The sequence below is a fragment of the Gordonia effusa NBRC 100432 genome, from assembly GCF_000241305.1.
GTDB classification, from domain to species: domain Bacteria; phylum Actinomycetota; class Actinomycetes; order Mycobacteriales; family Mycobacteriaceae; genus Gordonia; species Gordonia effusa.
The window spans coordinates 57066-79317 of record NZ_BAEH01000121.1; the positions used below are offsets into that span (position 1 = coordinate 57066).

22 protein-coding genes are annotated in these 22252 nt (G+C 63.1%); 6 read left to right on the plus strand and 16 right to left on the minus strand.

Going from position 1 to position 22252, the window contains the following annotated elements; all coding sequences use genetic code 11:
- Nucleotides 1-170: 170 nt before the first annotated feature.
- From rdgB to clpS, 12 genes are all read right to left on the minus strand, one after another.
- Nucleotides 171-785: an RdgB/HAM1 family non-canonical purine NTP pyrophosphatase gene (gene rdgB / locus GOEFS_RS21070; protein ID WP_007319979.1), complete on the minus strand. Its 615-nt coding sequence runs from the start codon at nt 783-785 to the stop codon at nt 171-173.
- On the minus strand, nt 782-1531 hold the full coding sequence (gene rph / locus GOEFS_RS21075) for a ribonuclease PH (RefSeq protein WP_007319980.1): 750 nt from the start codon (nt 1529-1531) through the stop codon (nt 782-784). The genes rdgB and rph overlap by 4 nt, the downstream gene beginning before the upstream one ends.
- Nucleotides 1532-1582: 51 nt before the next feature.
- Entirely contained in the window at nt 1583-2128 is a 546-nt protein-coding gene (locus GOEFS_RS21080) for an FBP domain-containing protein (protein WP_007319981.1), read from the minus strand.
- A 13-nt stretch (nt 2129-2141) separates the two neighbouring features.
- Nucleotides 2142-2921, minus strand: a complete 780-nt coding sequence (locus tag GOEFS_RS21085; protein WP_007319982.1) for a cyclic nucleotide-degrading phosphodiesterase — start codon at nt 2919-2921, stop codon at nt 2142-2144.
- Between the two features lie 70 nt (nt 2922-2991).
- Complete coding sequence (gene murI, locus GOEFS_RS21090; RefSeq protein ID WP_007319983.1) at nt 2992-3801, minus strand: glutamate racemase; 810 nt, start codon at nt 3799-3801, stop codon at nt 2992-2994.
- Nucleotides 3802-3865: 64 nt separating this feature from the next.
- Nucleotides 3866-4486 (minus strand): rhomboid family intramembrane serine protease, encoded by a 621-nt coding sequence (locus GOEFS_RS21095; protein WP_007319984.1) that lies wholly within the window; start codon nt 4484-4486, stop codon nt 3866-3868.
- A gap of 16 nt (nt 4487-4502) precedes the next feature.
- Complete coding sequence (locus GOEFS_RS21100; protein WP_007319985.1) at nt 4503-5474, minus strand: PLP-dependent cysteine synthase family protein; 972 nt, start codon at nt 5472-5474, stop codon at nt 4503-4505.
- Between the two features lie 11 nt (nt 5475-5485).
- Nucleotides 5486-5782 carry a MoaD/ThiS family protein gene (locus tag GOEFS_RS21105; protein WP_007319986.1) on the minus strand — a complete coding sequence of 99 codons (297 nt, stop codon included), beginning with the start codon at nt 5780-5782 and terminating at the stop codon, nt 5486-5488.
- Nucleotides 5783-5784: 2 nt separating this feature from the next.
- Nucleotides 5785-6207 carry a M67 family metallopeptidase gene (locus GOEFS_RS21110; RefSeq protein ID WP_007319987.1) on the minus strand — a complete coding sequence of 141 codons (423 nt, stop codon included), beginning with the start codon at nt 6205-6207 and terminating at the stop codon, nt 5785-5787.
- A gap of 126 nt (nt 6208-6333) precedes the next feature.
- Nucleotides 6334-7404 carry a P1 family peptidase gene (locus GOEFS_RS21115; RefSeq protein WP_007319988.1) on the minus strand — a complete coding sequence of 357 codons (1071 nt, stop codon included), beginning with the start codon at nt 7402-7404 and terminating at the stop codon, nt 6334-6336.
- Nucleotides 7401-7979: an oxidative stress transcriptional regulator AosR gene (gene aosR, locus GOEFS_RS21120; RefSeq protein ID WP_007319989.1), complete on the minus strand. Its 579-nt coding sequence runs from the start codon at nt 7977-7979 to the stop codon at nt 7401-7403. The genes GOEFS_RS21115 and aosR overlap by 4 nt, the downstream gene beginning before the upstream one ends.
- Nucleotides 7980-7988: 9 nt before the next feature.
- Nucleotides 7989-8360, minus strand: coding sequence for an ATP-dependent Clp protease adapter ClpS (gene clpS / locus GOEFS_RS21125; RefSeq protein ID WP_007319990.1), 372 nt, complete (start codon nt 8358-8360; stop codon nt 7989-7991).
- A 22-nt stretch (nt 8361-8382) separates the two neighbouring features.
- On the opposite strand from clpS, the gene GOEFS_RS21130 reads away from it, so the two are divergent.
- The 6 genes from GOEFS_RS21130 to glgB all read left to right on the plus strand — a co-directional run bounded on the left by GOEFS_RS21130 (nt 8383) and on the right by glgB (nt 17219).
- Nucleotides 8383-9690, plus strand: a complete 1308-nt coding sequence (locus tag GOEFS_RS21130; RefSeq protein ID WP_007319991.1) for a nicotinate phosphoribosyltransferase — start codon at nt 8383-8385, stop codon at nt 9688-9690.
- A gap of 118 nt (nt 9691-9808) precedes the next feature.
- A complete protein-coding gene (locus GOEFS_RS21135; protein ID WP_007319992.1) occupies nt 9809-10147 on the plus strand; it encodes a hypothetical protein in 339 nt (112 codons plus the stop codon).
- 44 nt (nt 10148-10191) lie between these two features.
- Nucleotides 10192-10794 carry an isochorismatase family protein gene (locus tag GOEFS_RS21140; protein ID WP_007319993.1) on the plus strand — a complete coding sequence of 201 codons (603 nt, stop codon included), beginning with the start codon at nt 10192-10194 and terminating at the stop codon, nt 10792-10794.
- On the plus strand, nt 10791-12878 hold the full coding sequence (locus GOEFS_RS21145; RefSeq protein WP_007319994.1) for an ATP-dependent DNA helicase: 2088 nt from the start codon (nt 10791-10793) through the stop codon (nt 12876-12878). Before GOEFS_RS21140 ends, GOEFS_RS21145 begins: the two co-directional genes overlap by 4 nt.
- 98 nt (nt 12879-12976) lie before the next feature.
- A complete protein-coding gene (locus GOEFS_RS21150; RefSeq protein WP_007319995.1) occupies nt 12977-14992 on the plus strand; it encodes an alpha-1,4-glucan--maltose-1-phosphate maltosyltransferase in 2016 nt (671 codons plus the stop codon).
- Between the two features lie 4 nt (nt 14993-14996).
- Nucleotides 14997-17219, plus strand: a complete 2223-nt coding sequence (gene glgB / locus GOEFS_RS21155) for a 1,4-alpha-glucan branching protein GlgB (protein ID WP_007319996.1) — start codon at nt 14997-14999, stop codon at nt 17217-17219.
- A 235-nt stretch (nt 17220-17454) separates the two neighbouring features.
- Here glgB and GOEFS_RS23325 read toward each other — a convergent pair whose 3' ends face one another.
- From GOEFS_RS23325 to GOEFS_RS21170, 4 genes are all read right to left on the minus strand, one after another.
- Nucleotides 17455-17964 carry a hypothetical protein gene (locus GOEFS_RS23325; RefSeq protein WP_138918100.1) on the minus strand — a complete coding sequence of 170 codons (510 nt, stop codon included), beginning with the start codon at nt 17962-17964 and terminating at the stop codon, nt 17455-17457.
- A 160-nt stretch (nt 17965-18124) separates the two neighbouring features.
- Nucleotides 18125-20500, minus strand: a complete 2376-nt coding sequence (locus tag GOEFS_RS21160; protein WP_007319998.1) for an ATP-binding cassette domain-containing protein — start codon at nt 20498-20500, stop codon at nt 18125-18127.
- Between the two features lie 73 nt (nt 20501-20573).
- The gene (locus tag GOEFS_RS21165) at nt 20574-21479 is read right to left on the minus strand and encodes a tetratricopeptide repeat protein (protein ID WP_007319999.1); all 906 of its coding nucleotides are present in this window, start codon (nt 21477-21479) and stop codon (nt 20574-20576) included.
- Nucleotides 21480-21549: 70 nt separating this feature from the next.
- Nucleotides 21550-22252 (minus strand): MFS transporter (locus GOEFS_RS21170; protein ID WP_007320000.1); only part of this gene is annotated, 703 nt, incomplete at its 5' end.

The following is a 22252-nucleotide window of genomic DNA, read 5'->3' on the forward strand; positions in this document are numbered from 1 at the left end:
GCCCCTCGACGATCGGTCGGGCGCGTCAAGCCGCTTGGCCCCTCGACGATCAAGTCGGGCGCGTCAAGCCGCTTGGCCACTCGACGATCAGTCGGGCGGGTCAAGCCGCTTGGGCACTCGACGATCAGTGGGGCGCGTCAACCGCCTTAGGCACTCAACGATCAGTTGCGCTACTCCCCCAACGCCTTTAACGCCGGAAGCAATTGCGTCAGGGCCTTTGCCCGATGGCTCAGCGCGTCCTTCTCTTGCGGCGAAAGCTCGGCCGAACTGCGTCCGGCGGCAGCATCGTCATCGGGGGCGAATAATGGATCGTAGCCAAAACCGTTGTCACCCTTGGGCTCCGGCAGCAACACACCACGCCATTCGCCGCGCACCACGGTCTCGTCGCCCTCAGGGCTAACCAACGCGCACGCCGACACGAACGCCGTTCCCCGACGCTCGGTGGGCACATCGCTCAACTGCGCGAGCAGCAATCGGTTGTTGGCCGCATCATCACCATGGACTCCCGACCATCGCGCCGACAATACGCCGGGCATTCCATTGAGTGCATCGACGGCGATGCCGGAATCGTCTGCCACACAAGGCAATCCGGTAGCTCGCGCACCCGAGCGGGCCTTGATCAACGCGTTCGCCTCGAAGGTTGCCCCAGTCTCCGGCTCCTCCGGATACTCCGGCACGTCATCGAGTCCGACCACATCAAGACCGGTCAGTCCCGCCGCAGCTACGACGCGGCGCAGCTCGGCCAGCTTTTTGGCATTGCGGCTAGCCAAGAGCACCTTGCTCACGAGGGCAGTTCGCCTGGGTAGTCTGCCGCCAGGACCTCACGCTGCGCCTCGAACAACTTCTCGGTTCCGACCTGCGCCATGTCGAGCAGTTTGTCCAACGTCGCGCGTGGGAAGGTAGCGCCCTCACCGGTGCCCTGCACTTCGACGAGCGTCCCGGCATCGGTGGCGACGACATTCATGTCGACCTCGGCGCGCGAATCTTCTTCATACGGCAGATCGAGTCGCACCCGACCGTCGACGACGCCGACACTCACCGCCGCGATCGCGCACGAAATCGGTTGCGGGTCAGACAATCTGCCCGCAGCGGACAACCACGTCACCGCGTCCGATAGCGCCACGTACGCTCCGCTGATAGCCGCCGTGCGGGTCCCGCCATCGGCCTGCAGAACGTCACAGTCGAGGGCAATAGTGTTCTCACCGATCGCCGCGAGATCGATACACGCACGCAGCGACCGTCCGATCAGCCGACTAATCTCATGGGTGCGCCCGCCGACCTTGCCTTTGACCGACTCACGCGACGACCGCGTGTGCGTCGCGGCCGGCAGCATCGCGTACTCCGCGGTCAGCCAACCGAGCCCGGAACCGCGCCGCCACGGCGGCACTCCTTCGGTGACACTCGCGGTGCACATCACCCGCGTCAACCCGAACTCGACCAACACCGAGCCCGCCGGATGCGAGGTGAATCCCCGGGTAAAGGTGATCGGCCGCAGTTCGTCGTCGGCCCTGCCATCAGCACGTGTCGTCATGTCGACAACCCTATCCGCTCAGGTACGCGAATCCGCAGCGGGCGAGCGAAGCTAACCGCTCCGATGACCGCGAACTCGTTCCACGAACGCCGCCATCGACGTTCGCACTTGTTCGACGCGGCCGTCGACGTCGAAATCCTCGCGATATGCCCTCCCCATCGGCGGCACTTTGCGACGCCGAGCGTAAAGGGAGCAGCCGAAATCGGTGCACAGATAGCGGCCGACCGTGTTGCCGCGTTTGCCGGCATCGCCAGCGCGAAGCGCGGTCATCAATGCCACACCGGTCCCGGTGTGCGTCGTTGAGCACACCGAACACATCTGCGCGCGACTCAACCCGGAGGCACCAGATCGGCTGTAGCGCAACGCGATTCCGACCAAGTCGTCGCCGTCGGGCACCACCAGGTACCCACGACCGGCGGCAGCCGGGTCGGTCCAGCCAATGAAGTCGAGGTCCGCCCACGGAACCGACCGCGAGTATCTACCGCCAAGTCCGCCGATGTCACCCCGTAGCTCAAGCGGGATACCGAGCCGCGCGGCTTCGCCTTTGGAACAGTTGATGAACGATGCCCGCAATTCCGCTTCGGTCGCCGGCAACATCTGAACTACCCGATCAGACGACGGTCGGCGTCACGTCGATGATCTGTCCAGGTGCTACGACCGTGATCGGCCCGGCGTACCGGCTGCGCGCCTCGGCCACGACATCGTCGGTCGATGTCCACGGCGGAATATGAGTAATCGCCAGATGTTTGACGCCGGCTTTGGTCGCGGCCTCGCCCGCTTCCACGCCAGACAGGTGCAGATGGGGCGGGTGCTCATCGGGCGCGTGTGTCCACGATGCCTCGCACAGGAATACGTCTGCGTCGGTAGCCATCTCGACCAACTGATCGCACGGCGCGGTATCTCCGCTGTAGACCAGCGTCTCGCCCTGCGGCCCGGTGATTCGGACCCCGTAAGTCTCCGGCGGGTGGTCCATCTTGGTCGGGACCAGTGTCATCCCACCCAATTCCACCTCGACGCCTTCGATCCATTCGTGCGTGTCGAAGGTGTCGGAGATGTCGTCGATGTCTCCCGCGAACTCCGACGAACCCGCGCCGATTCGCAATGCGGTTCCCGGCGGCCCCCACAATGGGGCGCGCTGGGCCGCTGCATGATTCGGGGCAAATCGGCGCCACACGAGCATCGCCGGCAAATCCATGCAATGGTCGGCATGCAAATGACTCAGCGCGACGGCGACATCGCTCGGATTGACATAGCGCTGCAACTCCCCGAAGACACCAGGACCGCAGTCCAATAACAACGGCTGCTCGTCGGGCACAGTCAACAGATACCCCGAGCACGCGACGGATGGGCCGCCGACGCTTCCCGAGCACCCGAGGACTGTCAACCGCATGTGCCCACCTTGCCATGCCTCCTCAAACGATTGTCGGCAAACCGCCGTGTTGCGGCGTGGCACACAGCGTTCACAGATGCGTGACTTCGCCGACGGCCGGCCCCAAGAAACGAGTCGAGAGGGTCTTGAACAACGCCGGATCACCGGTTGCCTGAAACACGCGCGACGCGGTGCGGTTCGAATGCGGGTGCAGCAGATCGCGTTCGGTGAGAACGCGCAGTACATCTTTCGCGGTCTCCTCGGCGCTCGACACCAATGTCACCTGATCACCCATCGCCAACTGAATGACACCGGACAGTAGCGGGTAGTGCGTACAGCCGAGGACAACCGTGTCGACGTCGGCTTGTTGCAATGGTTCGAGGTACCCCTGCGCCAGCCCAAGGATTTGACGGCCACTAGTGATGCCACGTTCGACGAAGTCGACGAATCGCGGGCACGGGACCGCTGTGATCACGGCGTCTCGGGCCGCGATGAACGAATCTTGGTAGGCACGCGAGGCTATGGTCGCCTCGGTACCGATCACGCCGATGCGACCCGACCTGGTGGCGACGACAGCTCGCCGAACCGCGGGCAGGACAACCTCAATGACTGGGATGGGGGCGTAGCGCTCGCGAGCATCGGACAGGCACGCCGCCGACGCGGTATTGCAGGCGATGACGATCGCTTTCACGCCGCGCGACGCCAGTTCGTCGCCAATGGCAAGGGCGTGCCGACGAATCTCGGGAATCGTCAGCGGGCCATAGGGTCCATTACCTGTATCGCCGATATAGACGATGTCCTCGTCGGGAAGTTGGTCGATGATGGCGCGGGCGACGGTGAGTCCCCCGACGCCAGAATCGAAGATTCCGATCGCGGATGATTGGTCAGCACTTTGCGGCACGACCGGTGACGGTGTGGTAATTGGTCTGGACCTCTCGGATCTCTGAAGTAGTGGTGGCGGTCAATCAGTATGTCGGCGTCGCGGCACTCTTTCGATCACGCGACCCCAGCCACCACGCGGCCAAGACACCACCGATCGCACCGAACAGGTGCCCTTGCCACGAAACCGCTCCGCCGACGGTTGGCAGGACTCCCCACAGCACACTGCCATAGATCACCAGCAGCACCACACCCAGCAGGCACTGCCAAATCTCGCGGTTGAAAATGCCGCGCACAAGCAGGAACGTCAGCCAGCCGAAGATAACACCGGAAGCACCGACGGTGACCGTGTACGGCGGTGAGAACAACCAGACCCCAAGCCCCGACACGACCCAAACGATCGCGGTGACGACCAGGAATCGCCGGGTAAGCAAGAGCATGTAGCCCAGTACGACACCTATCGTCGCGTTGGCAATCAAATGTGACCAGTCATCGTGGAGCAACGGTGCCCAGACGATTCCGTCCAAACCGCCGATCTGCCGCGGGACGATCCCGTTGCTCTCCAGCCGCTCACTGGTGGCGACGTCGATGGCTTCGATGACGAACAATCCAGCGACGATAATCGCCATCACGATCCCCGAACGTAGCCACAGCGGCTTGTCGCGGAGTCCGTTCGCGGTGTTGCTCGGTGTCGACGGGTAGGTCATCGGCGCCCTTCTTGTATTACGCCCAGAGTTGATCGGCGATCGCCTCGGTGGCCTGGTCCAGGCTACCCGTGTACGCACCGGTCGACAGATACTTCCACCCCGCATCGGGCACCACGATGCCGATGTCGGCGCGCTCGCCCGCTTTGATAGCCCGGCGTCCGACGCCACGCGCCGCGTGCAGAATCGCACCTGTCGAGACCCCCGCGAAGATCCCTTCGGTCTCGATGAGTTCGCGGACCCGGGCCAGCGCGTCGCCACCGGTGACGGAGTAGCGCCGAGTCAATACCGACTCGTCGTACAACTCGGGGATGAAGCCCTCATCGATGTTGCGCAGGCCGTATACCTCGTCGCCGTAGCGTGGTTCGGCGGCAACGATTTCGACGTCAGGGTTCTGCTCACGCAAATACCGTCCGACTCCCATCAGCGTTCCGGTGGTGCCGAGGCCCGCGACGAAGTGGGTGATCTCAGGTAGGTCGGCGAATAGCTCGGGGCCGGTGCCCTCGTAATGAGCGAGCGCGTTGGCGGCATTGCCGTACTGGTACAGCATTACCCAGTCATCATGTTGCGCGGCAAGCTCTTTCGCCTTCGCAACCGCGGTATTGGAACCTCCGGCCGCTGGCGACGAGATGATTTCAGCGCCGAACATCGTCAACAACTGTCGACGTTCTTCCGAGGTGTTCTCGGGCATCACGACGATGAGTCGGTACCCGCGCACCTTGGCCGCCATCGCCAACGAGATGCCGGTGTTGCCACTCGTCGGCTCCAGGATCGTGTCACCGGTTTTGAGAGTGCCGTCGCGTTCTGCGGCATCGATCATCTTTAATGCCGGGCGGTCTTTGATCGACCCGGTTGGATTGCGATCCTCGAGTTTCGCCCAGATCCGGACATGCGGACCTTCGTCGGCATCATCCCAGCGCGGCGAGAGTTTCGGCAGGCCCACCAGCGGCGTATGACCAAGCGAGTCGATGAGCGAGTCGTACCGTGTCACCGTCGCCGCGCCTATTCCTCGTCGCGGCGCTCGCCCGATCCGCCCGCCACCGCCGGCAAGATCGTGACGTCGTCACCGTCGTCGACGGTGGTGTCCAGCCCGCCGGAAAATCGTACGTCCTCGTCGTTGACGTAGACGTTGACGAATCGGTGGAGCGCTCCGTCGGCGACGAGCCGATCCTTGATCCCCGCATGACGGCTTTCCAGGTCATCGATGACCGCGGAAAGCGATGCGCCCGACGCCTCCACGCGCTTTTCGCCGTCGGTGTACGGACGGAGGATCGTCGGGATGGAAACCGTGATGGCCATACTTACTCCTGAATAGTTGGGCTGGCGATGACGATAGGTTCTTCGGTGACCTCACCGTCGAGGATGCGGTAGCTGCGGATCTCGGCGTCGTCGGGATCGCGGGTGGAGATCAGCAGGTAGTGAGCGTTGGGCTCGGACGCGTACGAGATGTCGGTGCGGCTGGGATACGCCTCGGTCGCGGTATGCGAGTGATAGATGACAACCGGCTCCTCATCGTTGCGATCCATCTCGCGCCAGACGGCGAGTTGTTCGCCTGAGTCGAAGCGATAGAAGGTTGGCGACCGCTCGGCGTTGATCATTTCGATAAACCGACGCGGCTCGTCGGCTCCTTCGGGACCCGCGATCACACCGCACGCCTCGTCGGGGTGATCGGCACGGGCATGCGCAACCATCGCGTCGACCAAATCCTGGGTGATCGTCAGCACGACTGTGCCAACGTCGCGGCGTCGGGGCGGTATTCCCGCCGATTCTCCGCTGGAACTGTCCCCGTGACGCGAGCAGGCGCTATATCGCCGCCCATCGGTCTGAGGGGGACATTTCCAGCAGCCACCTCACCGAAACGCCGACGGAAGTACCTGCCGCATCGTCGGCACCCCGGCCACCGACGTCGCGTTCACGACGGCGTCGACGATCGCGTCGGCCACCATATCCGCAGCGGCGGCACCCAACGCCGCGACCAGCGCGACGTCGGGATTCATCCCGGGCGGCACCAGTGGTGACGGCTCAACGTCGACGACGCCGGTCGCCACCGCGAACAGGGTGTCACCGTCGAGTGGCGAATGCGCCGGACGGATCGCGCGGGCCAGGCCGTCATGCGCGGCCATCGCGATTCGCTTGGTGGACGCGACGTCGAGTTTCGCGTCGACCGCGACAACGCCGATCGTCGTATTGAGCACGGTTTGTTTGGCGGAGAGCTCGGCGAGGACCGCGATATCCTCTGCCGACGGAGTCTGCAAGCCGAATTGCTCTAACGCGGGTTCACTTGCGCCCCAAGGTAATCCAGTCGACTGATCAAGAACATTGCCGACCGGGTTAGCCACCACGAGCGCGCCAACGGTCACCCCGGCGGCGGGACCTTCGGAAAGTTTTACACCGGCGGTACCCACGCCGCCCTTGAGACAGCCCGCCCGCGCACCGGCACCGCCGCCGACGCTGCCGACCGCGAAATCGGGGGATGCGTCGGCCAGTGCACGAACACCGAAATCGGCGTCGGGACGCTTTGCCCAGTCGCCGACGACAAGGTCGAAGATCACCGCCGCCGGCACGATCGGAACAACGTGACCGTGTAGGTCCATCGGCAGTCCGACGCCATCGGCTTCCAGCGCGCGCATCACGCCGTCGGCGGCGGCCAGGCCGTACGCGCTGCCGCCGGACAGCACGATCGCATGTGCACCGAGGACGGTGTTTGCCGGATCGAGCAGGTCGGTCTCGCGGGTGCCCGGTCCCCCGCCGCGAACATCGACCGCGGTCACCGAACCGGCTGGCAACGTGACCACCGTGGTTCCCGACGCCCAGCCGCTCCCTGGCGATTGGCCACCCACTACCGCATCGTCGTCGATGCGGTGGTGATGGCCCACGGCGATTCCATCGACGTCGGTGATTCGACGGCCGGCCACGCTCATCGCATCAATTCCTCGACCAGCAACATTTGCACCAGAGTCAGCCATCGGTAGACCTCGAGATGCCCGGCCTTCGGGTCGTCGTAGGGCAACTCTTCCGGGGTGTCCTCGGTAATGCCGAGCATCGCACCCAGCGCCAGCCGAACGTCGTTGAGCGCGGTGAGCCATTCGTTGGCTTGCTCTTCGGTGAGCTCGAGGTCACCGCCATCCATCGGCAGCGAATCCAAAAGCGATTGTGCCGCAGCCTTTTTCGCCGACAAGATATGCGGCTCATGCACGCTGCGCAGCGCCGCGTTGACATCCCCGTCGATCGTGTCGGTTGCCAATACCTCGTCCTGATCTGGCCGGTGAAAATCCGGCAGCAGACGGCCCAGTGTGGCATCACCCGGCGCAGTCGAATGCCCCATCGCGATACCGGTGATCCCGGCCAGATCGTCGTGCGGAGCCGATTGCTCGCGCTCGTCGAATAGCTCGACGAGCGAGTTCACGACTGCGGCGATCAGTTGGCTTTCGTTGCTGTCGAGTTGGGAGCGATAGCGGTAGTTGGGATACTTGCCAATCCGTTTCCAGGTACGCACGTGTTCCGATCAGCTATCTCGTTGCATGGTGGCCCAGAGGCCCGCGGTATGCAGTCGGCGGACGTCGGCTTCCATTTTTTCGCGATCGCCACTGGAGACGACCGCCTTGCCCTCGGTATGCACCTGCATCATCAACTCGTGTGCACGGGCTTTGGAGTATCCGAACAATTTCTGGAATATGAACGCGACGTACTGCATCAAGTTGACCGGGTCGTCCCATACGACGGTTACCCACGGCCGATCGAGTGCGGTGTGGTCGGCTACGTCGGGGTCGGTCAGCGTCGATCCGCCAGGCGCGCTGTCGGGAAAGCTAGCGACGATCGCCCCACTCGGGAACCGGGGCGTCACCTCCGGCCCGCTCCGAATAGCTATGAAACCCATAGCGCCTAGGGTAGTTGATGTGATGAGCCAGAACACGTCGTTGCTGACCGACCACTACGAACTGACCATGGTCTCGGCAGCTTTGCGACAACCGATCGCCCACCGTCCGTGTGTGTTCGAAGTTTTCGCCCGACGACTCCCCGACGGACGACGTTATGGCGTTGTCGCCGGCACCGGACGGGTGCTCGACGCGCTCGCCGACTTCCGGTTCGGTCCCGAAGAGATCGCTGTCGTCGAACGATTCCTCGACGCCGACACCGTCAACTGGCTACGCGACTATCGGTTCAGCGGGGACATCGACGGCTATCGGGAAGGTGAACTCTACTTCCCCGGGTCACCGATTCTGACGGTCCGCGGCAGCTTCGTCGACGGAGTGGTGCTCGAGACGGTGATCCTGTCAATTATGAACCACGACAGTGCAATTGCCTCCGCAGCGGCACGCATGGTTAGCGCGGCGAGCAGTCGGCCCATCATCGAGATGGGGTCACGCCGCACCCACGAACGCGCGGCCGTAGCCAGCTCGCGGGCCGCCTATATCGCCGGTTTGGCGGCGACGTCGAATCTGGAGGCCGCACGCAGCTACGGGGTACCGAGCGCGGGGACCGCGGCCCACGCTTTCACTCTCGCGTTCACCGGCCCGGACGGGCCCGATGAGAAGGCGGCCTTCGCCGCGCAGGTCGAGGCCCTGGGCGTATCGACCACCCTGCTGGTCGACACCTACGACATCACCCAGGGCGTCTACAACGCGATCGACGTCGCCGGCACCGAACTGGGCGCGGTCCGTATCGACTCGGGCGACTTGGGCGTGCTCGCACGCAAGGTTCGCGAACAGCTCGACGGCCTGGGTGCCACCAAGACCAAGATCGTCGTCTCTGGCGACCTCGACGAATACGCGATCGCCTCGCTGCGCGCCGAGCCGGTCGACACCTATGGCGTCGGAACGTCGCTGGTTACCGGCAGCGGAGCGCCGACCGCCGGGATGGTCTACAAGCTAGTGGAAGTGAACGGGCGACCCGTCGCGAAACGCGCCAGCCACAAGGAGTCGCGCGGCGGCGCGAAGCAAGCCGTTCGAGTGTCCCGTGCGTCGGGCACCATCACCGAAGAAGTCATCTTCGCCGCTAGCGATACACCGCCGGTCTTCGACAAAACCCAAGGCGAGCGAGTTCGTCCGCTACAAATACCGCTGGTCCGCGGCGGCGAAGTCGTCGACGACCTCCCCGGCCTGACCGACGCCCGCGACCACCTAGCGGCGGCATTGGTGTCCCTGCCTTGGGAGGGCCTTGGGCTGTCTCACGGCGATCCCGCGGTTTCGACGCGGTACGCGCTGTAGCGGGCACCGCGACTAAGACCGACCTAACCCACAGTCCGCCAATAGCCAGCGTCGATGTACTAGGATGAATACCGACGCCGGCGAGAACCGCTTGCCGGGTTGATACCAGGGGGGTCTGATGACCACACAGAAATTCATCCGTACATCGACGATGGCAGCCTTGGCGGCGGTCGCTGTGGCCGGCGCCGGATTCACCGCAACCACCACCGCCAGCGCAGCGCCCAAATCGTGCGTCGGGTACCAGAGCAACCTCAACAGCATCAACAGCGAAATTTATATGCATAACGCGCGATCGGCATCCATCAATCGCGCGGACGGCGCGCAACTCAATTCGTACTGGGGCGAGGCTGCCAGCCTGGAGAGTCGACAGAACTCGGCGGCCGCCGGTCTCCGGCATTGTTATGCACAGTCGGGGAAGAAGTCGAAACACATCGACACCCCCTACATCTACCGATAGTCGGTTGAGGGCTTTCGAACCTCCGATCGAATAGGCTGGATGCCGTGACCAACCGCTCCGCACTGATCGTCGTCGACGTCCAGAACGACTTCTGTGAAGGCGGCTCCCTGGCGGTAACCGGTGGAGCCGCCGTCGCAGCCTCGGTCACCGAATTGGCCCGCGACTACCCCGTCGTCGTCGCGACACGCGACTATCACATCGATCCCGGTGCGCACTTCTCCTCCAGCCCCGACTTCGTTGACACCTGGCCACGACACTGCGTCGTCGGCACCACGGGCGCGGATTTTCATCCCGCATTCGATGCCTCGATCGCGGCTGCTGTTTTCTCCAAAGGCGCCTACACGGCCGCGTACTCCGGGTTCGAAGGAACACTGAGCGATACCCAGCAAGCCCCTACGGCGACGCTCGGAGAATGGTTGCGCGACAACAAGATCGAATCAATTGACGTCGTCGGTATCGCCACCGACCATTGCGTGCGGGCAACCGCGATCGACGGCGCCGACGCCGGGCTGCGCGTACGTGTCCTACTCGAATACACGGCTGCGGTCTCCGCGGCGACCACCGAATCGGCACTCGCACAGTTGCGCGATGCGGGCGTTGAGCTCGTCGGAACGATTCCCGGCAGCGCGGCGAGTGACCAGAATTGAGTAAGACTGCCGCCACCATTCCCTCGGTGACAACGCTGTTAGAGACCGCTGTCGACGCGCTGGGCGGAGCGTCGAGGCCGGGTCAAATTCGGATGGCCAACGCGGTCGCCCATGCCATCGACACCGGAGAGCACCTCGCCGTGCAGGCCGGCACCGGCACCGGTAAATCGCTGGCATACCTCATCCCGGCTATCGCGCACGCGATGGAGAGCGGCAAAACCGTCGTCGTATCGACCGCGACCATCGCACTACAACGTCAGCTCGTCGAACGCGACCTACCCCGGCTGTCGAAGGCGCTCACCAAATCGCTCGGCTCCGAGCCCAAATTCGCGATACTCAAGGGGCGCTCAAACTATTTGTGTCTCAACAAGATTCATGGCGGCGTGGTCGAGGAACCGGATACCGCGCTCTACGATGCCTTCGAGCTGTCCCGCACCGGACGCGAGGTAACGCGGCTACGCGAATGGGTCTCCGAGACCGAAACCGGCGATCGAGACGACCTCACCCCCGGCGTCGTCGACCGCTCCTGGAAGCAGGTCAGCGTCAGCGCACGCGAATGCCTCGGCGCGAGCAATTGCTCGTATGCCGAGGACTGCTTCGCGGAGAAGTCCCGGATGGTGGCCGGACAGGCCGACGTCATCGTCACCAACCACGCGATGCTCGCCATCGATGCGCTCAGCCCGGCGAATATCCTGCCCGAACATGACGTCGTCATCATCGACGAGGCGCACGAATTGACCGACCGCATCACAGCGGTTTCGACAGCCGAGTTGAGCGCCGCGTCGATCACGCTGGCCGCTCGGCGCTGCGCCAAGCTGATCGACGACGAGTTGGTGGACGACATCGTCGGCGCCGCAGAGCAATTCGGTGAACTTCTGGCCGACACCGGCGACGAGTCCGCACCGCGCCGGCTCACCCGGCTACCGCATGGATACGACCTCGCGCTCGCATCGCTGCGTGATCGACTGTGGAAGGGACGCAACGCGATCGGCCCGGTAAAGAAGGCCGGAGCTCTCGACCCCGATGCCGCCGCCGCGCGGTCAGCCGCGACCACATCGCTCGAAGAACTGCATGACACCGCGGTCCGGGTGCTCGGCGCCTTCGATGATCCCAACGAAGCGAACCGCCGCGACGTCGTGTGGGTGGCCCACGACCGCTTCCGCAACGACACCCACGCGGTCCTGCGCGTAGCGCCGCTGTCGGTCGGCGGATTGCTGCGCGCTTCGCTATTCGCCAACTCGACAGTGATTCTCACGTCGGCGACGCTCGTGGTCGGTGGCAGCTTCGACGCCTTGGCCGCGACCTGGGGCCTGCCGGCACACGCTCGCGCCGATGGCGATGCGCCGACGGATCCGGCCGCGCAGGCGGTCGGAGATATCACCGCGGCCGGTCTGGCCGTTCCGAGCGATTCCGAGGACATCCGCTGGCGCGGCCTCGACGCCGGCTCACCATTCGACTACCCCAAGTCGGCGATTCTCTACATTGCCCGCCATCTACCACCACCGGGCCGTGCTGCCATGCCAGAAGCCGCTCGCGACGAGTTGAAGTCACTCATGGCAGCAGCAGGCGGGCGAACCCTGGGGCTCTTTTCATCGATGCGGGCCGCGAAAGAGGCCGCCGCGTTGATGCGCGAGGAAACCGATCACCGCATCCTGTGCCAGGGCGACGACATGACCTCGACGCTGGTTCGCGAATTCACCGATGACGCGCAATCGTGCCTGTTCGGAACGCTATCCCTGTGGCAGGGTGTCGACGTCCCCGGGCCGTCACTGTCGCTGGTGGTCATCGATCGCATCCCTTTTCCGCGTCCCGACGACCCGCTGCTCACTGCTCGCCAACGAGCGGTGGAGGCCCGGGGCGGGAACGGATTCATGGCCGTCGCCGCCAATCACGCGGCGTTGTTGCTGGCACAGGGCGCGGGACGACTGCTCCGCTCGGTGGACGACCGCGGCGTAGTGGCCGTACTCGATTCGCGGCTCGCCAATGCTCGATATGGCGGATACCTCGTGAAGTCGCTGCCGCCCTTCTGGCAAACCACCAATACCGACATCGTCCTCGGTGCACTGCGGCGGCTGGCGAAGTAGGCCACGCCGACGCGAAAGTCAACGTCGCACCCAAACGGCCGATGACGACTACGGTTGAGTGCGACCGCAGAGCAACTGACACCTAAGGGAGGCCACGCGTGACCGGCCGCATGGGCATTGATGACATCGCACCAGCGAACTCAGGTGGCCTACACCCCGTCAAAGCCGTTGTGGGAGAACTTGTTCCGGTAAGTGTCACCGCCTGGCGCGAGGGTCATGACGCCCTCGGGGTCACGTTGCATATCGACGGTCCGGAACAGACTCGCTACGACGTCCCGATGCTTCCCGGACCCGCTCCCGACACATTCAATGCCGCGTTTGTTCCTGACAAGGTCGGATTCTGGGTCTATCGCATCGACGCGTGGAGTGACCCCTATAACACCTGGCGCGATGCCGTCGTCAAGAAGATCGATGCCGGTCAAAGCGCGGCGGATCTGTTCAACGATCTCGCCAACGGCGAGGAAATCATCACTTCGGCCCACGCCCAGATTCTCGACTCCGATTCGGACCAGGACGCCGCACAACTGCTCGCCGACGCGCTGCGCGATCTCCGTTCTTCGCGGCGCCGCGTCGAAAACCGCGTCGCGCTGGCAGTCAGCGACGACGTCGCGACCGTGCTGCGGAAATATCCGGTGCGCGAACTAGTCACCAAGTCGAAGTCGTACCGGGTGTGGGCCGATCGCCATCGAGCACTATTCGGCTCCTGGTACGAATTCTTCCCTCGGTCCACTGGCGGCCGCGACCACGACGGACATCCGCTGCACGGTACCTTTCTGACCGCTGTCGACGACCTTCCGCGCATCGCATCGATGGGATTCGACGTGGTGTACTTACCGCCGATTCACCCGATCGGCGTCGTAAATCGCAAGGGGCCCAACAACTCACTGATCGCGGGGCCCGACGATGTGGGGTCGCCGTGGGCGATCGGATCCGCCGACGGCGGACACGACGCGATCCACCCGGCGCTGGGCAGCGAAGCCGACTTCGCATTCTTCGTCGCACGAGCGCATGAGCTGAATATGGAAGTGGCGCTCGACCTGGCGCTGCAGTGCGCGCCTGACCATCCCTGGGCCACCGAGCACCCGGAGTGGTTTACCACCCAACCCGACGGCACTATCGCCTACGCGGAGAACCCGCCGAAGAAGTATCAGGACATCTATCCGATCAACTTCGACAATGACCGCAACGGCATCTACCGCGCCGTCCTCAAGGTCGTTCTGCACTGGGTTGGTTTGGGCGTCAAGATCTTTCGAGTCGACAATCCGCATACCAAGCCGCCAAATATGTGGGAATGGCTCATCGCCGAGGTCAAGAAGCGGGATCCGTCGGTGTTGTTTCTGTCGGAGTCGTTCACTCGCCCGGCTCGGTTGTACGGCCTTGCCCGCCTAGGTTTTACGCAGTCGTACACGTATTTCACCTGGAAGACCACGAAGTGGGAACTTGAGGAGTTCGGCCGCGAAATCGCCGCGCACGCCGACGAGGCACGGCCCAACCTGTTCGTGAACACCCCCGACATCCTGCATGAGAGCCTGCAATACGGTGGTCCCGGGATGTTCGCATTGCGCGCCGCGCTGGCTGCGACTATGAGTCCATCATGGGGTGTGTATAGCGGATATGAACTCTATGAACATATCGCCGTACGGCCCGGTAGCGAGGAATACCTCGACTCGGAGAAATACGAGCTACGCCCGCGGGACTATAAGGACGCCGCCAGCCGCGGCGAATCGCTCGAACCGTGGATCACCATGCTCAACACCATCCGTCGTCGGCACCCGGCACTACAGCAGTTGCGCAACATCAGCTTTCATCATTTGGACAATCCGTCGCTGATCTCGTATTCGAAGATCGACCCGCAAACCGGTGACCGCGCGGTGGTGGTTGTCAATCTCAATCCCTTTGCGGCAGAGACATCGACGCTGTGGCTGGATATGCCGGCGCTCGGTTATGACTGGCAGGACCGATTCAGCGGCCGCGACGAGGTGAGCGGCGAGGAGTTTCACTGGGGGCAAGCGAATTTCATCAGACTCGAGCCCTGGCGGGCGGTCGCGCATATTGTCGCGCTGCCGCCGGTCGATCCGGCCCGGGCTCGTGAACTGTCCTATCGGTTGAGGTGAGAAGATGACCAGCGAAGACCAGACGAGTGGGCGCGTTGACGCCGCCGCATCCGAATACGATCTGAATCGTCTTGCGGCACAGACTCATCACGACCCGCACGCATTTCTGGGCGCACACGCGACGCCGGGCTACACGATCCTGCGGGTTCTGCGCCCCGACGCCGTCGCGGTGAGCGCCGTCATTGGCGGAGTCGACTACCCGATGACACGGCAAGCACCCGACCTATTCGTGGCCGCCGTTCCGATCGAGGATCTGATCGATTACCGCTATCGGGTTACGTACGCCGATTCAGACGGCGACACAAGAGAATTCGTCGTTGCCGACCCGTACCGGTTCCTGCCGTCGCTCGGCGAGGTGGACACACATCTGATCTCCGAAGGCCGCCACGAACGCTTGTGGGAGGTGCTGGGCGCACGGCTGCACTCCTACACGACGCCGGACGGCGTGGTCGACGGCGTGTCCTTTTCGGTGTGGGCACCGAATGCGCACGGCGTCACCGTAATTGGCGACTTCGACAACTGGGCTGGCCGCGCGTTTCCAATGCGCTCACTCGGCTCGACCGGGGTCTGGGAGATCTTCATCCCCGATCTGCGAGTCGGTGATGCCTACAAATTCCGCATCCACGGTTCCGACGGCGTCATCCGCGATAAGGCGGACCCGATGGCGCGGCGGACGAGCGCGCCGCCCTCGACAACGTCGGTCATCGACGAGTCCGACTATCAGTGGACCGATGATCAGTGGATCGCTAAGCGCGCCAACCTAACCCCAACCGATGAGGCGATAAGCGTCTACGAGGTTCACCTGGGTTCGTGGCGGCTGGGACTGAACTATCGAGAGCTGGCCGTGGAGCTGGCGGACTATGTGACCGAGCTGGGTTTTACGCATGTCGAGTTCCTGCCGGTCGCCGAACATCCCTTCGGCGGGTCGTGGGGCTATCAGGTGACGTCGTACTACGCGCCGACCGCGCGGTTCGGGTCACCCGACGACTTCCGGTATCTCGTTGATCATTTGCACAGCCGGGGTATCTCGGTGCTGATCGACTGGGTACCCGCACACTTCCCCAAAGACGACTGGGCACTGGCGCGCTTCGACGGCACGGCCCTGTACGAGCACAGCGATCCCCAACGCGGCGAGCAACTTGACTGGGGCACCTATATTTTCAACTTCGGCCGGGCCGAGGTTCGCAACTTCCTGGTAGCCAACGCGCTCTATTGGTTCGCCGAATTCCACGTCGATGGCCTCCGCGTCGATGCCGTGGCCGCGATGCTGTACCTGGACTATTCACGCCCCGAAGGCCAGTGGACACCGAATATCCACGGAGGACGGGAGAACCTGGAGGCGGTGCAGTTCCTGCAGGAGATGAATGCGACTGTGCACAAACACTTTCCAGGAGTGTTGACCGCTGCCGAGGAATCGACGTCGTGGCCGGGAGTCACCAGGGACACCGCTTTGGGTGGGCTAGGCTTCACGCTCAAGTGGAATATGGGCTGGATGCACGACACACTCGGCTACCTCGGCCGAGATCAAGTCCATCGGAGCTTCCACCATCACGAGATCACCTTCTCGCTGATGTACGCGTGGAGCGAGAACTTTGTACTGCCGATCTCGCATGACGAGGTGGTTCACGGCAAGGGCACACTCTGGACGCGGATGCCCGGCGATGCTTTCGCGAAGGCCGCGGGTGTGCGAATCTTCTTGGCTTACATGTGGTCTCATCCGGGCAAGCAGCTCCTGTTCATGGGCCAAGAATTCGGCCAGTCCGCCGAATGGGCCGATGACCGGGGGCTCGACTGGGATCAACGAAACGGCTGGGAGGGTGAATTGCATTCGGGGATAGCGTCGTTGGTCACCGACCTCAATCGTGTCTACCGCGACTCCCCCGCGCTGTACAGTCAGGACACCACGCCGCAGGGCTATTCGTGGATCGACGCGAACGATACGGCCAATAACGTGATCAGCTTCCTGCGTTACGGCAGCGACGGCTCGATGATCGCCTGCGTCTTCAACTTTTCCGGATCGGATCGATCGGAATACCAGGTGGGGCTCCCGCACGTCGGCGCATGGACCGAGATACTCAATACCGACGCCGCCGCCTACAGCGGCGCGGGGCGCGGCAACCTCGGCGAGGTAATCGCGACCGACGCCCCGTGGCACGGCCGCCCCGCGTCGGCAACGGTGCTGCTGCCGGCCAACTCAGCGATCTGGCTCGCGCCGGTCAGAGATTAGGTTCCGGCTCGGTCGTCGAGTGCGTGAGGCCACCCCTTCCGATCGTCGAGTGCGTTGGACGAGCTTGCGAGGCCAACGTGTATCGAGACGTCTGACGGCCGAACTGCCAACCCAGCCAAGCCATCTCGCCAACGCGACCGCACCGGTCATCGAGTAGGCCAGGCTATGCCCAGCCGATCCTAGTTCCGCCGAGGCATTATTCGTTTTCCGGCGATATTGAAGAGCGCTCCGTAACCTACTTCGGTATCGGCGTCACGGTGACCGAAGAGACACGCTCTCCCGGGCATTCGAAAAGATCCCCCGCATACTTATTCTTGTGCGCTGCGGCCTCGACTTCGGGCGTGACAAATGGTCGGTCCACCAAGCCCAGGGAAACCGCGTTTCCAGTTCGACCACAAGCGCCGACGATGATCCAATCTTGAGGGCGATCCCCGAAATCGCGCATCACTGGGGTTCCGTTGTTAAAGCTGGCAGATATTTCATAGAGATACATTCCTGGGGCGCCTTTCCGTGGACCGTTTTCTTGCCCCAGAACCTGGTTGGCCTCGTGCAGATTCTTACCAATCAGAGTTTCGACGTCGATGACTGTCCTTGTGTTTGCCCAATTAGAAATAGGCGCGGCCAAACTTGACGGTCCTTGGCTACCAGGGGAATTACAACCCACCAACAGCGCTGATGCTGCGCCGATCAAGACGACTCCCGAAACTACCCTTTTACGCATCTGTATCCCCTCCACGGCAATCATCCTAACCGCCGAATCAACTCGGCCACCGCATCTCGCCACCCCTTCCGATCGTCGAGTGCGTTGGACGAGCTTGCGAGGCCAACGTGTATCGAGACGTCTGACGGCCGAACTGCCAACCCAGCCAAGGCATCTCGTAAAGCACTCGACGATCGGCGCTGACCTACTTCGCGGACTGGACGTACTCCGCAAGATGTTCGCCGGTCAACGTCGAACGGTCGGCCACCAGTTCTGCCGGCGTGCCTTCAAACACCACCTTGCCACCGTCATGGCCAGCGCCGGGCCCCAGATCGATGATCCAGTCCGCGTGGGCCATCACCGCTTGGTGATGCTCGATGACGATGACAGATTTACCCGCATCGACAATGCGATCGAGGAGCTCGAGCAGGTTCTCGACGTCGGCCAGATGCAATCCGGTCGTGGGTTCGTCGAGAACGTAGACGCCGCCCTTGTCCCCCAGATGCGTCGCCAATTTCAGCCGTTGCCGCTCACCGCCCGACAATGTCGTCAGCGGCTGCCCGATGGTGAGGTAGCCCAGCCCGACGTCGACCAGATGGCCAAGGATCTTGTGCGCAGCGGGAATTCGCGATTCTCCTTCGGCGAAGAACTCATGTGCCTGCGCGACTGACATGCCGAGCACCTCGCTGATGTCACGGCCGCCGAAGGTGTAGTCGAGAACAGACGCGTCGAACCGCTTGCCCTCGCATTGCTCGCATACCGTCGACATCCCGGCCATGATGCCCAAGTCGGTGTAGATCACACCGGCGCCCTTACATGCCGGACACGCGCCCTCCGAATTGGCGCTGAACAGAGCAGGTTTCACACCGTTCGCCTTTGCGAAGGCCTTCCTGATCGGTTCGAGCAACCCCGAATACGTGGCCGGATTACTGCGTCGCGAACCTTTGATGGCGCCCTGGTCGATGGAAACCACGTCGTCGGACTTCGCGAATGACCCGTGGATCAGCGAACTCTTTCCCGACCCGGCCACACCGGTAACGACGGTGAGTACTCCGAGCGGTACATCGACGTCGACGTCACGTAGGTTGTTGGTGTTGGCACCGCGTATCTCCAAGGCGCCGTTAGCCGTTCGGACCTCGTCCTTCAACGACGACCGGTCGTCGAGATGTTTGCCGGTCACCGTGTCACTGGCGCGCAGATCATCGACAGTTCCTTCGAAACAGATTGTGCCGCCGTCTGATCCGGCGCCGGGACCGAGGTCGACGATGTGATCGGCGATGAGAATTGTCTCCGGCTTATGCTCCACGACCAGTACGGTGTTGCCCTTGTCGCGGAGCTGGCGCAGCAGGTTGTTCATCCGCGCGATGTCGTGGGGGTGCAGGCCGATAGTCGGTTCGTCGAATACATAGGTGACATCGGTCAGTGAGGATCCCAGGTGCCGAATCAGCTTGGTGCGCTGCGCTTCTCCACCCGACAACGTGCCGGATGGACGTTCGAGCGACAGATAACCCAGGCCGATCTCGACAAAAGAGTTAAGAGTGCGCGACAGGTTCTCCAGCAATGGGCCGACCGACGGTTCGTCGAGTCCGCCTACCCACTCGGCGAGGTCAGAGATCTGCATGGAGCAGGCGTCGGCGATGGATTTGCCCGCGATCTTCGATGACCGCGCCCCTTCGGTCAGCCTGGTTCCGTCACAGTCGGGACACGTGGTGAAGGTGATGGCGCGGTCGACGAACGCCCGAATATGTGGCTGCATCGCCTCGCGATCCTTTGCGAGGAAAGACTTTTGAATCTGCGGGATGAGTCCCAAGTAGGTGAGATTGATGCCCTCGACTTTGATCTTGGTCGATTCTTTGTACAGCAGGTCGTTGAGTTCGCGTTTGGTGTATTTCTTGATGGGCTTGTCGGGATCGAACCAGCCACAGCCCCGGAAGATGCGGCCGTACCAGCCATCCATGGTGTAGCCGGGAATCGTGAGCGCACCCTCGTTCAGGGATTTGGTGTCGTCGTAGAGAGCACTGAGATCAAAGTCGGACACCGAGCCGCGTCCCTCGCATCGCGGACACATACCACCGACCAAATTGAAGCTCCGGCGTTCCTTCACGGTGCGCCCCGACTTTTCGACGGTGACCGCGCCGGCACCGCTAATCGAAGCGACGTTGAACGAAAATGCCTGCGGCGAACCGATATACGGCTTGCCGAGCCTGCTAAATAGGATGCGCAACATGGCGTTGGCATCGGTCGCGGTGCCGACGGTCGACCGCGGGTCGGCACCCATCCGCTCCTGGCTGACGGTGATCGCGGTAGTGAGCCCATCGAGCACATCGACGTCGGGACGCGCCAGCGTCGGCATGAATCCCTGGATGAAGGCGCTGTAGGTTTCGTTGATCATTCGCTGCGACTCAGCGGCGATGGTTCCAAAGACGAGTGAGCTCTTACCTGAACCGGACACGCCGGTGAACACCGTGAGCCGCCGCTTGGGGATCTCGACGCTGACGTCTTTGAGGTTGTTCTCCCGCGCTCCGTATACGCGGATCATGTCGTGGGAATCGGCAATATGAGCGGCGGCACTGGGATTCATGCGTATCAGGTTATAGGGCTGCCGATCATCGACGCTTCTCGATTCCTGATCAATGTGGCCGCATCGCGCCGCGTCAGTACAGCGCCGCCGCCAGCTTTCGGCGCGCCGCGACTACGAATGCCTCTGCGGGATCGAATAATTCGAATAGTTCCAACAACCTCGTGCGCGCCTTGGTTCGGTCGTCACCGTCGCTCAGTTTGATCGCGGTGATGATGCGATCGAACGCATCTTCCGGGCGCTGTTCGAGCAGCAACTTGTCGGCAGCGGCCAGTTGTCCGTCGACGTCGTCGGGAGCAGACTCGAGAACCGAATCGTCATGCGCGTTCGCCCGCGCCATGAACTCGATATTGCGGATGAGGGACGCGACTTCGGCGTTATTCGGCTCAGCTGCCGCGATCTCTCGATAGGCAGCAAGCGCACCGTCGAGGTCACCCGAGTTGAACTTGTCCTCAGCGGCGACCATACGTGGGTCCGCTTCTTCGGGCTCGTCGGCCGGCTCGGGCGGCGCTCCGGCGAAAGTGTGCCCGATCTGCGCGAGGATCGAATCGATCCAAGGCGCGATCTCGCCTTCCGAACGCCCCTCGAACTCAGCGACCGGACGGCCTTGGGCGATGGCGATTATCAGCGGCACGCCCTGCGCTTGGAAGGCTTGCACGATGCGCGGGTTGGCGTCGGCGTCGACTGCCGCCAAGGCCCATCGACCGCCGGACTGCTGTGCCGACGACGCGAGCAACTGAACCATCTTCGCCGTCGCCGCGCTTCGTGGCGACCACAAGACGACGACGACTAGTTGTTGCGTCGAACGGGTCAGCACCTCAGCCTCGAAATTGGCTTCGGTCACTTCGACGACGTAACCGGCGGCGGGGTGCGCATCATCGGCCCTTTGTGGGCCACTGGGAACGTCGTTGGGGCGAGACGCTTGGGCTCGCTGTGCATCGGCGCGTTCCTTGAGGACCGAGAGGTCAACCGCACCTGCCATTGCTACTGCTGCGGCGGCCTGCTGGGCGGCGGCCTGCCGACTCTGGGGTCTGCTCACAGATACCAGTGTGTCACGGGCGTACGAGGCCGGACGAGTCGGCGGTGGCACCTCGTTTGTTCACCTGGCTCGCGAATACCAGCGCGATGACGAGCGCTACCACCACAACTACCAACGCCGACGACAGCGACGTTAGGTGACTCAAGAAACCGACCACGGCTGGACCAGCCAGCATTCCCAGATAACCGCAGCCGACGACGACGGAGATCACCTGTCCGCTCGCCACCGGCGACAGGTTCCCGGCAGCGGTGAAGATCTGCGGGATGCCCCCGGCCAGGCCAGTTCCAAAGATTGTCCAGCCGACCATTGACATCCACTGTGCGTCATCAAAACGTGCCGATGCCACGACGATTGTCATGCCGACGATGCCGATTGTCGCGCCGATCCGAACCACGGCGGCTGGGCCAATCGCGGCCGCGATGGGGTCAATCACGAAGCGCGTCAGTGTCATCGCGGCGCTGAAAGCGAAGAACGCGATGGCGCCATTGGCTTCGGGGACATCGAAGGTTTCCACCACCTGTAGCGCCGACCAGTCATATGCGGTGCCTTCGGCGAGCATCAACGCGAACGCGACGATCGCGAGGATGACCAAACGGAACCGATCGACCTGATGCCACCACTTGCCGCGCTGCGCACCCGGCGTCGAGGCCGCGGCGGCGTCATCGCCCGACAGCTGACCCGCGATCAGGGCGAGTACACCTACCGCGAAAACCGAT